The following is a 12,279-nucleotide window of genomic DNA, read 5'->3' on the forward strand; positions in this document are numbered from 1 at the left end:
AAAAGTTCTGAGAATTAATCCCAAAACTTGTTTGTTTATTGCTTAACATTAAGTGTTACCAATGTGTAGTTGGTCTTTACATTAGTTGCGTGATGCTTCGCTGCATGGCCGCGTTTCTTGACTGTGACGACCGTATGGACAGTTGATTGAGCTTTTTGATAACCGGTCACGATTAACTTGGCTCCACTATCTAGCAGATATTCTTTTTCACCGACGTTGGTTGAAATCGGGTCGATATAAGCCCCATGATGCCCAGCTGGCAAGTTGACTTTGAGGACAACGTGCTGAGGGGAAAAGCCAAGGGCAATCATCTGGCTGAGGGTACAGGATGAGTACGCCGGATCGGCATAGGAATGACCGATTTTGATTGATCGATTTCCCAATGACTTCTTCAAACCAATGGTAGAAGTCCCACGGTACACGGTGAGTGGCTTTGCCAACTTGAAAGTTTGAATACCGGCATTGATTTTGCTGATACTGTCGGTTACTTTCTTGGAGGCCGGCTGTTTTGGAAATCGTAATGCAGTATTGATCTTGGTATAGCCTTTATCCGTATAATAACGGATGGCTTTAATTTGGCCATTCTTCAGGGACTTGGCCCATTTTTTGGAGCCATTTTTAAGCTCATGGGCAGTCTGCGGCGTATTTCGAACCCCTGTCGAGTTGTAAACAAAATTGTTGGGATGAGCTAAAAAGTATTGATGCTTTTTACCGACGAGCGAAATAATCTTACCTTTAAGATGCTGTTTGTTTCCTTGAACAGTCAGCACGGAGTTTTTTGGGATTGTCAACGATTTGTGACTTGAGACCTTACCGGACGAGAATGGATGAAGCTTTGCAGTCTTGTTGGTCACCAAATAATGCCGGCCAATGTCTTTAACTTTGACCGAATATGATGTGGCAACCGTTGTAGAAGTGTTCCCATCCACTTCCGTTTTGACCGAATTGGCACTGCTAGGGGCTTGAATTGATAATCCGATTAAGGCAGCGGCTAATAAAAGAGTTGCTTTAAGCTTTAACATTGTCACTCATCCCTTCAAAATGATAAGCATCATTCTACACTAATCATTGTGCATTTCAAGTGAAGTTATAATCAAATGCCAATGCTGGGGGATTTAACAGGTCAGATTTTAGGATTCTACAGCTTATGAATAAAGGACCGTTCAACCTTTCATTGATGAAGGCTAAACGGTCCTTTTGACAATTTTATGCTTATTTAGATAGATGACTTAAAGTATCAAAATCCTCATCACTCAGTTGAACATTGGCAGCTGCAACATTATCTTCCAAATGGGCAACTGAACTGGTTCCTGGAATTGGGAGAATGTTTGGTGAACGTTTCAACAGCCATGCTAAAGCAATTTGAGCTTCGGAAACATTATACTTCTTGGCAATTGAACTCAGTGGACTGTCGGTACCGACTAATTTACCCGTGTCCAGTGGGAACCATGGCACAAAGGCCATATGCTGATTCTCAGCGTAGTCTACGACATCATCGTCACCATGATTGCCAACGTTGTAAAGATTCTCAATGGCGTCAATCTTGGCGTACTTTTGAGCTTCTTTGATTTGATCGACAGTGACTTGGCTCAAACCGATATGCTTAATCTTACCTTCGTCCTGCATCTTCTTGAGTTCACCGACTTGATCGGCAACTGGGAAGTGCGAGTCAATTCGGTGAAGGAAGACCAAATCCTCATGGTCAATCCCCAGAGTCATCATGGAAACTTCGACTTGCTGACGCAAGTAGTTTGGTTCGCCATGCGGTGTCCAGACGTTTGGACCTTGACGGGTCTGGCCGACTTTATCGGAAATAAAGATTTTGTTGCGGTTGGCGGCACCTTTCAAGCCTTCTGCCAAGTAGCGGTCGGCAAACCAAGGGCCGTAAGAATCCGCAGTATCGAAGAAGTTAATTCCAAGCTCTGTGGCCCGGAATACAACGTCAGCTGCCTTTTCAGGGTCGGGGAATGGCCCCCAGGTTCCCTTGCCAGTCAGCTGCATGGTGCCATAACCCAAGCGATTGACAATAAATTGGTCATCAAATTTGTAAGTACCAGAATTTGTTGCATTAAGTTCAGTCATCAATTCCACTTCTTTCATAATAAACAATATAGGTACATTTATATTCTCAGACGTTGGGTAATCGATGTCAATCAAACTGTTTTGTAATAATAAGCAATCGTTAATCCATGAATTACTAAAAATCGCAAAAACTTAACTTGTAAAGATATGTGAAGCGATTAATTGATCGTAAAATATTGTATACTTATTCTGATAAGAGAGATATGTTTTTTCGGATGCAGCGTTGGGAATCCATACAGAAGGTGAATACATTGGCAGTGAAATATTACGGCGTCATGATGGTTAACGTCCAAGGGTTGGAATTGTTGATTGTGAATTTAAAGACTCTAAAGCCACTGGAACATGTCAAAAAGGACATTAACCTGGGGGATGATGTTTATCAGGATCAGCCGGTTAAGTACGAGTCAGTTAACAGAGTATCGGAAGCGTTGACTGGCTTTGTTCAAATTTTAAACGATTACGGTGTCGAAAATTACAAACTATTTGGAAGTAGTGCATTGCACCAAGCAATTAATTCAGACTTTATTGCCGACCAGCTATTTCTACACACGGGTTTGAATATTGAGTGGCTTTCAAGCAGTGAAGAAACCTACTACCGAAATCAGAATATTTCAATCGAACTTCGTAACCAAAAAAATGACGATAATCGGACCGTCTTTTTGGTCGGCATTACGTCAGGAAATACTGCAATTACCGAGTTTAAGAATGGCAAATTCGTCGACTCAACCAGTTTTGCCTTGGGACCGATTAAAATTGCCGAGGATCTTCAGAGTTTACGGCAAACGGCACCAAGTTCGATTGGCTTATTAAATGATTATATTGACTCCAAGTTAAACGACTTTTACATTGGCAACCCGGCTAGTGTGGTTTCCAGCCAAAAGCCAAGCAAAATTATTTTATTAGGTTCATTACCGCTACAACGATTAGTTGAAAATTATGAGCACACTAAAGTCGGTGAAACGATAACCGCTAATGACTTTACTGAATTGGTGGACGATTTGGTGGATACATCCGATCAGTATTTAATCGAACGGCTGCAGGTTGATCCAAACTATATCCCGATGGTTTTACCTGAGCTCTTGTTGACTCGAAGAATTTTACGGGTCACCAACGCCGTGGAGATTGGCTTTTCAAGTTCAGGCGTTGTTGATGGATTGGTTAATCAAGAGGCCCTTGAACGTGGGTACTCCAAGCTTGATTTCACACCGGAAATTATTCGCCTGGCACTTAACTTGTCTGAACATTACGATGTTGAACCGGTTCACAGAGACTTGGTAACCAAGTTTGCCCTTCATTTGTTTGACCAGTTAAGACCACTGCACAAATTGGGTCGACGAGAACGAACCTTACTTCAAGTTGCTTCAATTCTCCACGATTCCGGCAATTACATCGGCATCCATGAACATTATCTGCATTCTGAATATATTATTCTGCATTCGGAAATTATTGGGTTGTCACGTGACGACATCCGCGTGATTGCGGCCATCGCCCGTTATCACAGTTCAACGACGCCGAATGAAGATTTGATTCACTTCCAGCATATCTCAGCTGAAAGCCGTCGATTGATTGCCAAATTAGCAGCGATTCTCCGATTGGCCGATGCCTTGGATGACGATCGTCAGCAAAAAATCAAAAAGATTTCGGTTTCAATCAAAGAATCCAAAGTCGTCATCACCGTCTTCAGTAATGCCAACTTAGCTTATGAACATTGGATTTTCAACACTAAGAGTCATTTCTTTACAGAAGCATATGGATATAAAGCAGTCCTTAAACAAAGGGGGATAAAAGCGAAATGACAGACAAAATTGATTTCAAAAATCCCAAGTATTATAACAACCGCGAACTCAGCTGGCTTGATTTTAATGAGCGGGTGTTGGAAGAAGCTCGTGACAAGAATAATCCGTTACTTGAACGGGTCAAGTTTTTGGGAATCACCCAAAGCAACCTTGACGAGTGGGTCATGGTCCGAGTTGCTTCACTGGCAAAACTGGTTGAGGTTAAATGGGATGGCCGCGACTCATCAGGCCGTTCAGCTGAACAACAGCTGCGGGATGTCAACGTTAAGGCCCATGAGATGCTGATCCGGCAATATAGTACGTTGAACAGGTCACTTCTGCCGGCGTTAAGTCAGGTTGGTATTCATTTGCTGAAGGTTGGCGATCTTAATTCCGCCCAGTATCAGTTCATCAAAGGTTATTTCCATGATGAATTGTATCCTGTCCTGACACCAATGGCTGACGACAGTTCACGGCCGTTCCCATTTATTAACAACGATTCGCTTAATCTTTCACTGCGGCTTAATAAGAATGACGATGAAGATGAAAAGACGTTGTACGCCACGCTTCAAGTACCCAGCATCTTCTCGCGGGTCGTTAAACTGCCTGGCGGCGACAATGACTTCATTTTAATCGAAGACATCATCAAGCAATTTGTTGACCAATTATTCATCAATTATACGATTAAAGAAGTTTCCGTCTTTCGGGTTATCCGTGATATGGACTTGGATGTGGCCGAAGAAGATACTTCCGACCTGCTCAAAAAAGTTCAGCAGCAGTTAAAACTGCGTGAACACGGTCAAGTTATCCGGTTGGAAGTGGATTCAACAATTAGCAACAAGCTTCGTAAGCGCCTGGTTAAAGAACTTCAAACGGCTGAGGATTCGGTCTATGAGGTGAACGGACCATTGGATCTGACTTTCTTAAGCAAATTAGCGGGCAAGGTTATCGGGCATGATGATCTGAAATACCAGCCATATAAGCCATATCAGCCAGAAGCCCTTAACTCCGATCACAATATCTTTGATGCCATTCAAAAGCACGATTGGCTGATGCAGCACCCTTACGATAAATTCGACTCAGTCGTTGAGTTTATCCGGCAGGCCTCAACCGATCCCGAAGTCCTTGCCATCAAAATGACGCTGTACCGGGTTTCCGGTGATTCACCAATCATCAAGTACCTTGGCCGGGCTGCCCAAAATGGTAAGCAGGTAACGGTACTGGTTGAGGTTAAAGCGCGGTTTGATGAAGAAAACAACGTTCATTGGGCTCGCCAGCTAGAAAAGATGGGATGTCACGTTATTTATGGCCTGGTTGGGCTCAAGACCCACTCCAAACTCTCGTTGGTTGTTCGACGGGAAGAAAATGGGATTCGTCGCTATGTTCATATGGGAACCGGTAACTATAACGACGTGACCGCCCACTTCTATACTGATTTGGGATTGTTAACCTGCAACACTGATATTGGAATTGACGTAACCAACATCTTTAACATGTTGTCAGGGTACTCGCGGCCACCATACTTCCACCAGCTCCACATTTCACCAAACGGTATTCGTGAGTTCATTACGAGCCGGTTGAACGAGTCCATCAAGTATGCAAAAGCCGGCCGACCGGTTCATGTTCAGATGAAAATGAATTCACTGTCAGATTCTGAAATGATTGAGAAGTTGTATGAAGCCTCTCATGCCGGAGTAAAAGTTGACCTGATTATCCGGGGAATCTGCTGCTTGAAGACGGGCATCAAGGATGTCAGTGAGAACATTACTGTGCATTCAATTGTTGGCCGCTTCCTCGAGCACAGCCGGATTTATATGTTTAATTTTGACGGTGATCAACAAGTTTACCTTTCAAGTGCCGACCTGATGACTCGAAATCTGAATCGACGGGTTGAGCAGCTGTTCCCAGTTCTCCAGCCTGATTTAAGTAAACGGGTAGTCGACATTTACAATACGATGTGGAATGATAACGTTAAGACTCGGAATCTGGATAAAGACGGGGTATACAAACGCGTTGACAGAAGAGGCCGTGAACCTCTGAATTCTCAAGAGTATTTTGCCGCTCAGGCAACTAAGCTGACAAATGCCCAGCAAAGAGAAGCACGCCCTCAAAGTGGTGCCCAATTTCAACCAATGATGAGTCCACAAAATCAACCTGATCCATTGAATGATGAGGACGGGAGAGATGGAGAGTAATGGAAAATTTAGCAGTTATTGATTTAGGCTCCAACTCAGTTAGGATGACTATCAGTAAAATCAGTAATGACGGTTCTTACGAGACAGTTGCCGAAGAAAAGCAGTATGTCCGTTTGTCAGAGAACATGGGTGTAGAAAAAATTCTGCAGCCAGCAGCAATCGACAGAACGATTTCTGCGCTTAAAGGTTTTAAATCGATTTATTCCAAATTGGACCATTTGACAATTAAGGCAGTTGCTACGGCAGCTGTCCGGCAGGCCACCAATCAAAAGCAGTTTTTAAAGCGGGTCAAAAATGACATTGGCATCAATCTGGAGGTCATTTCCGGAACCAAGGAAGCCTACTTGGATTATGTCGGTGTCAGTGAGACATTGCCTGCCACCAACGCCGTGATCATCGATACGGGTGGGGCGAGTGCTGAAATTGTCCTGGTCCAAAATGGCAAAGTCAGTAACCTGATTAGCATTCCAATTGGATCAGTGACCCTTTCATCCAAATTTGATTTGGCAGATGAAATTTCAGCCGCAGAAGTCTTCAAAGCCATGATCTTTGTTAACAAGATTTTCCAAAGTGTTTGGTGGCTGCGAAACGGACTTAACCTGCCAATTATCGGATTAGGCGGCAGTAATCGAACCCTGGCCAAAATCAATCGGCGTTTCAATAACTTGTTGGATACCAATGATATTCACGGTTACCAACTTCGAGACGATGCGACGAATGGCACGTTTGAAAAAATCATTCGAATGAATCTGGATGAACGAAAAAAGGTTCCCGGAATTAACAAGGAACGGGCTGATATCATTGTCGGCGGTCTGATTCCGGTGATTCTGTTAATGAACTATCTGGATTCGGATCGGATTATGTTCTCCACCAGTGGGTTGCGTGAAGGAATTCTATTCAATCGACTGCATGATATTATCCAAGAAAATATTAAAGAACAAGAAAAAAGTTAAAAAATGTGAGTGTGAGAAAAGGCGAGTTTGCTCTGAATGCATACCATAGGCTACGTAAGAGAAGCAGTCTTTCAGTAGACTGGTAGTTTTACGTCGTCGTTGGAACACGTCATGGATATGTAATGAAAATTTCATAGGGGCAATGGACGAAATACATGTTTCGTTCATTGCTCCTTTTTGGTTGGCTAATAATGGCAAAAAAGAACCGGGCGTTCATGAACCCACTCGGCTGCTAAATAAGTATCGTTATGCCGTTATGTTTTCGTTTGCCCGGTCAAGCAAGTCGTTGAGCATGGCTTTTCTGGTTTCCTTTGGCAGAAAGCTCCGGATTCGTTCTTCGCTGAAGCCAACCTGAAGCTGTTGGTTATTGAAGATCAACGGCCGTCGGATGAGATCTGGATATTCAACCATCAGATCGATTAATTGAGAGATTCGCAAATTATCAAAGTCGAGTTTGCGTTTTAATCTCTTGTAGCTGTGGCACCGAGTTGAGATGAGATCTTCCGTCCCGTTTTCTGACAATCGGAGGATTTGTTTTAAATCGTCAACGTTTAACGGATGCTTTGAAATATCTCGTTTATCAAACCGGATACCATGATCGTTTAACCACTTTTCTGCTCGCCGACATGAGGAACTGCTAGGTGAAATATATAAGTTGAGCATTGCTGCCATCTCCTTTACTGACTGTGACGACAATTAGATTCATGCACCGGCTCATGAACCTATCCCCACTTTTATCTTATCATATCTATAATAAAAGTCAAATGTTCAACATAAGATATAGCTTAATGAAAGCCTGCTGTAACGGCGTTTTAAAGCCATGTGAAATATTAAACAATCCTTAATATTTCGTTCGTTTTACATCGTAATTCTAGCGATTTTCTTAAGAGTCGAAGCCAAATTTGAACCATATGCTGGATTTAAGCTTCAGTTAAGTTGCTTACAGTAATCTATAAACAATCCAAAAAGAAAGAAGGCACACAACAATCAACCTTAACGGTTAACGCAGAACAGTGAGCTGCAGCTAAATTGAATTCAAACATTCAGAAGAGAGTCTCCTCCAAGATATCTTTCTTCAAGCAAATAGTTGATTTCAAGATTCTCCAAGAAAGGAAGAATTTAAATGAATCGAAAAAAGATTTATTACACGTCGGGAATTGCCGCCACCGCGGTTATGATGATGATCGCCAACCACTTGATTCGTCACCCACGTTTAAATGCTCATGTTAATTAAGCGGAATCATCTCCTCCAAGTTGAATCCCCGCAAATAAAGCGCCATGTCACCTAATCGTTCAAGCCGGTTAGATAACATGACGCTTTTTAATTATGCATGATCCTTTTGAATTGATGTGTCAGCTGCTTCAAATACCGAGCGGGTTTCATTCCAGATTCGTTTGGCAATTTTAGACTTGTTCATCGTATAAAGGTGAATGCCATCAACGCCTTGGGATACCAAATCAATAATTTGATCCACCGCAAAGGCGATTCCAGCGTCGAGCATTGCTTCTTCGCTGTTCTGATAACGGTCCATGATTGCAGCAAATTTCTTTGGAATTGGAACACCGGAGATTTGGGTAATCCGTTCAATTTGATTCTTGTTGGTACAGGGCATAATTCCTGCTTCGATCGGGACATGAATCCCGGCAAGTTCAGTTTTCTCCTTGAAGTCATAGAAGGCCTGGTTGTCGAAAAACAGTTGGCTGATTAAGTGGTCGGCGCCGGCATCCACCTTTTGCTTTAAGTGAGTGATGTCATTGACAAAATCCGGTGCTTCGGTATGACAGTTGGGATAACACGCACTGGCAATGCTGAAATCAGGCCGTTGTTCATGGACAAAGGCAACTAATTCGTTGGCGTGATTGAAATCGCCAACCGGTTCTTTACCCGGAATCCTGTCACCACGCAACGCCAAAATGTTTTTGACGTTGATGCTGTCCAGCCGATCCAGCAATGCCAAGACATCCTCCTTGGATTGATAAAGGCCGGGAACGTGGGAAACAGCAGGGATGTCCAACTGATTTTGAATCAGGTTGGCAATTTCGACCGTCCCATTACAGTGGTCGGTGCCACCGGCTCCCAAAGTTACCGAAATGAAGTCGGGATGAATAGACTGCAGTCGTTTGAGGGTTGGCAAAATTGCTTCTGTCGGCGAGCTTTTCTTAGGTGGAAAGACCTCCAGAGAAAAAACAGTTTTGGTTTTAAATAACTCCGTTAGGCTCATTGATTTCACTCCTAACCTTCTTGGTGGCGTTAACGATGTTTTTCAGACTTTCAAATGATTCTTCTTCTGAACGGGTCTTCAAGCCACAATCGGGATTAATCCATACTTTATCAACAGGTAATTTGGCAACCAGCTGTTTGATAAGGCCTTCAATTTCTTGTTCGGAAGGAATCCGTGGTGAATGAATATCGTAAACGCCAGGTCCGACTTCAGTCTGGAAATTGGCAGCAACTAACTGATCAATTAACGTAAAGTCCGCACGTGAAGCCTCAAATGAGATAACATCGGCATCTAGGGCATCAATTGCCTTAATGATGTCACCAAATTCGCTGTAGCACATATGCGTATGAATTTGCGTGCTTGGTTGAACTTTGCTGTGAACCAGACGGAATGCGGGGACTGCCCAGTCAAGGTATTCAGAATACCAGTTGGACTTTCTAAGCGGCAGATTTTCACGTAAGGCAGGTTCGTCAATTTGAATAATCTTAATATCGTGTTTTTCCAAATCAAGGACTTCATCTTGAAGAGCCAGGGCAATTTGCGTCACAGATTCTTTAGGAGTCACGTCTTCTCGAGGGAATGACCAGTTGAAGATGGTAACCGGTCCGGTGAGCATGCCTTTCATTGGTTTATCGGTGAGATTCTTGGCAAATACTGATGCAGCAACGGTGATTGGAGCAGTTCTACTGATATCACCCCAGATAATTGGTGGTTTCACACCACGGGTTCCATATGATTGAACCCAACCGTTTTGGGTAAAGACAAAGCCGTCCAGCTTTTCACCGAAGTATTCAACCATGTCGTTACGTTCGTATTCACCATGAACCAGGACATCCAAACCGATTTCTTCTTGGATTTTGACGATCCTGCGAATTTTGTCTTCATTAAACTTATCGTATTCTTCTTTACTGATTTCACCCTTACGAAGTTTTGCCCGGTTTTGACGGACATCCTTGGTTTGTGGGAACGAACCGATTGTGGTTGTTGGCAGGATTGGTAAATCAAACTCTTTTTTCTGAATCTTTTCACGTTCGGCACGTTCTGGTAAACGCGTATAGTCAGCGTCAGTTAAGCCGGCAATGCGATCGCGGACAGCTTCATTAATTGGATGCTTGACGCTGCGGAACAACGTATCGTTCTTTTCCAAAGCTGATTTGCCATCGGCCTCGTCATGATAAATCGTGTCGAGTTCTTTGATTTCTGCCAGCTTTTCAATTGCGAAGGCCAAGTGCTGCTTAACGTCGGAAGGTACTTTGGTTTCATCCTCGGCGCTGTAAGGTACGTGAAGTAGGGAAGCCGAACTACTTAAAACGACTTTTGCTTCAGTGTTCAGGCCATTGAGCAATTTAATTGTTTTTTCATAATGGTTGCGCCAGATGTTCTTACCGTTAACAACCCCGGCAAAGAGCACTTTGTCAGCGGGGAAACCGTTTTGTTTAACGAGTTCCAAGTTGTACTTTCCTTCAACAAAGTCCAAACCAATCCCATCAAAATCAAGGCTGATGACATCATTGTAAATATCTCGGATATCACCGAAGTAGTTTTGGAGGAGAATCTTGGCAGATCCTTTTGCTGCCAGAATGCCCTTGTACAATTTATCAAAGAGGGCTTTTTCGGCTGAATCGACATCAAAACTAAGGGCCGGTTCGTCAATTTGAATCCAGGCAACATCTTGTTGATCCAGATGCTTGATAACTGCCGAATAAGCGGTAATCAGGTCGTCAACGAAGTCGGTTGCTTTTGCGCCGTCAATAAACCGACTCAGCTTTAAAAGGGTGTAAGGACCAGTAATAACGGCTTTGGCGTTGATACCCAGCTTGAGGGCTTCGTCAACTTCGTCGAACAACTTGCTACCGACTAATTTAATATCAGTAGTTTTGGAAAATTCAGGTACGATATAGTGGTAGTTGGTATTGAACCACTTCTTCATTGGCAGAGCTTTAACGGTTTCGGAGCCGTTTTGGTAACCACGGGCTTGGGCAAAATATTCATCAAGCGGTGATAAGTTCAGTTCTTTATAGCGTTCAGGAACGATGTTCAATAAATTGGCAGTGTCTAAAACACCGTCAAAGAAGGAAAAGTCACCAACGGGAATCAGATCGATGCCGGCAGCTTGTTGAGCCTGCCAGTGGTTTTTGCGAATATCATAAGCAGTGTTAAGCAACTCAGTTTGATCAATCTTGTTTTTCCAATAATGTTCGGTAGCAAATTTTAATTCACGATGGTGCCCAATGCGTGGAAAGCCGATGATGGTAGTTGTCATAATAGATTCCTCCAGTTATTTTGTGGTTATTCTTTGAAATATCAGTTAATTGGTGGGTGACATTTTACCTAGCCGAAACGTGTTCCGACAGGCCCGATGCTAACTTCTAAGGCAACTTTGGTCAAAACCCAATTGCTGGGTTTTAACCAAAGTTACCTTAGAAACCGCATCACCCGGCCTTAGTCACACTGTATGTCTTTCATAAGGATCATTCGAAATCCCCTCATCCAGAACCTTCTTGCTCCATTCCTTCGCAGAGAACAATGAGTGGTCACGGTAATTCCCACAACTATACTTGTCGACGCCGGGGACGTCTTTCCATTCCACCTTATTGGCAATTTCATCAAGGGATCCCTTTAACGCTTCAGCGACTTCAGTCGTGCTGTGTTCTCCCCAGGTGATTAAATGAAAGCCGGTTCGACAGCCAAATGGTGAACAGTCGATCACGCCATCGAGACGGTCTCTGAGCAGGCTGGCTAATAAATGCTCAATGGTATGAAGGCCGGCGGTTGGAACGGCGGTTTCATTTGGTTGGGTTAACCGTAAATCAAAGTTGGAAACGATGTCGCCCTTAGGACCGGTTTCAGTTGTAATCAAGCGAACATATGGTGCTTTAACCTTTGTGTGATCCAGTGTAAAACTTTCTACTTTTGCCATAAATAATCAATCTCCCTATCAAATATATTTAATTGACTTTTAATGCCAGTATCATCAATTTTGATTTATAGAAACAAAAAAACATTCGTCCCTCACATCAGAATTAATGGTTCTACAATATCTGTTGTTGGT

General features: G+C 43.1%; 9 protein-coding genes. 3 read left to right on the plus strand and 6 right to left on the minus strand.

The features are described 5' to 3' along the window. Nucleotides 1-35: 35 nt before the first annotated feature. Both FD17_RS07870 and FD17_RS07875 read right to left on the minus strand, forming a co-directional pair. Nucleotides 36-1,022: an ADP-ribosyltransferase gene (locus tag FD17_RS07870; protein WP_057825354.1), complete on the minus strand. Its 987-nt coding sequence runs from the start codon at nt 1,020-1,022 to the stop codon at nt 36-38. Between the two features lie 190 nt (nt 1,023-1,212). Then, on the minus strand, nt 1,213-2,082 hold the full coding sequence (locus FD17_RS07875; RefSeq protein WP_057825356.1) for an aldo/keto reductase: 870 nt from the start codon (nt 2,080-2,082) through the stop codon (nt 1,213-1,215). A gap of 257 nt (nt 2,083-2,339) precedes the next feature. Here FD17_RS07875 and FD17_RS07880 point away from each other — a divergent pair, with 257 nt between their 5' ends. Genes FD17_RS07880 through FD17_RS07890 form a run of 3 tightly spaced genes read left to right on the plus strand, consistent with a single transcriptional unit; the run spans nt 2,340 to nt 7,005 of the window. After that, nucleotides 2,340-3,878, plus strand: a complete 1,539-nt coding sequence (locus tag FD17_RS07880) for a Ppx/GppA phosphatase family protein (protein ID WP_235803195.1) — start codon at nt 2,340-2,342, stop codon at nt 3,876-3,878. Then, a complete protein-coding gene (locus tag FD17_RS07885) occupies nt 3,875-6,052 on the plus strand; it encodes an RNA degradosome polyphosphate kinase (protein ID WP_057825358.1) in 2,178 nt (725 codons plus the stop codon). Before FD17_RS07880 ends, FD17_RS07885 begins: the two co-directional genes overlap by 4 nt. Beyond that, complete coding sequence (locus FD17_RS07890) at nt 6,052-7,005, plus strand: Ppx/GppA family phosphatase (protein ID WP_057825360.1); 954 nt, start codon at nt 6,052-6,054, stop codon at nt 7,003-7,005. Before FD17_RS07885 ends, FD17_RS07890 begins: the two co-directional genes overlap by 1 nt. Nucleotides 7,006-7,251: 246 nt before the next feature. On the opposite strand, the gene FD17_RS07895 is transcribed toward FD17_RS07890, so the two are convergent. The 4 genes from FD17_RS07895 to FD17_RS07910 all read right to left on the minus strand — a co-directional run bounded on the left by FD17_RS07895 (nt 7,252) and on the right by FD17_RS07910 (nt 12,147). After that, nucleotides 7,252-7,668: a Spx/MgsR family RNA polymerase-binding regulatory protein gene (locus tag FD17_RS07895; RefSeq protein ID WP_057825362.1), complete on the minus strand. Its 417-nt coding sequence runs from the start codon at nt 7,666-7,668 to the stop codon at nt 7,252-7,254. 662 nt (nt 7,669-8,330) lie between these two features. After that, complete coding sequence (gene metF, locus FD17_RS07900) at nt 8,331-9,227, minus strand: methylenetetrahydrofolate reductase [NAD(P)H] (protein ID WP_057825364.1); 897 nt, start codon at nt 9,225-9,227, stop codon at nt 8,331-8,333. Further along, complete coding sequence (metE, locus tag FD17_RS07905) at nt 9,205-11,490, minus strand: 5-methyltetrahydropteroyltriglutamate--homocysteine S-methyltransferase (protein WP_057825367.1); 2,286 nt, start codon at nt 11,488-11,490, stop codon at nt 9,205-9,207. Before metE ends, metF begins: the two co-directional genes overlap by 23 nt. A gap of 183 nt (nt 11,491-11,673) precedes the next feature. After that, nucleotides 11,674-12,147 carry an S-ribosylhomocysteine lyase gene (locus FD17_RS07910; protein WP_057825370.1) on the minus strand — a complete coding sequence of 158 codons (474 nt, stop codon included), beginning with the start codon at nt 12,145-12,147 and terminating at the stop codon, nt 11,674-11,676. Nucleotides 12,148-12,279 lie beyond the last annotated feature (132 nt).

The organism is Lentilactobacillus sunkii DSM 19904 (assembly GCF_001435575.1).
GTDB lineage: Bacteria > Bacillota > Bacilli > Lactobacillales > Lactobacillaceae > Lentilactobacillus > Lentilactobacillus sunkii.

Coding starts and splice junctions, on each gene's coding strand:
- FD17_RS07870 (WP_057825354.1), bottom strand. CDS start 1,022: ATGTTAAAGCTTAAAGCAACTCTTTTATTAGCCGCTGCCTTAATCGGA.
- FD17_RS07910 (WP_057825370.1), bottom strand. CDS start 12,147: ATGGCAAAAGTAGAAAGTTTTACACTGGATCACACAAAGGTTAAAGCA.
- FD17_RS07885 (WP_057825358.1), top strand. CDS start 3,875: ATGACAGACAAAATTGATTTCAAAAATCCCAAGTATTATAACAACCGC.
- metE (WP_057825367.1), bottom strand. CDS start 11,490: ATGACAACTACCATCATCGGCTTTCCACGCATTGGGCACCATCGTGAA.
- metF (WP_057825364.1), bottom strand. CDS start 9,227: ATGAGCCTAACGGAGTTATTTAAAACCAAAACTGTTTTTTCTCTGGAG.
- FD17_RS07890 (WP_057825360.1), top strand. CDS start 6,052: ATGGAAAATTTAGCAGTTATTGATTTAGGCTCCAACTCAGTTAGGATG.
- FD17_RS07895 (WP_057825362.1), bottom strand. CDS start 7,668: ATGCTCAACTTATATATTTCACCTAGCAGTTCCTCATGTCGGCGAGCA.
- FD17_RS07875 (WP_057825356.1), bottom strand. CDS start 2,082: ATGACTGAACTTAATGCAACAAATTCTGGTACTTACAAATTTGATGAC.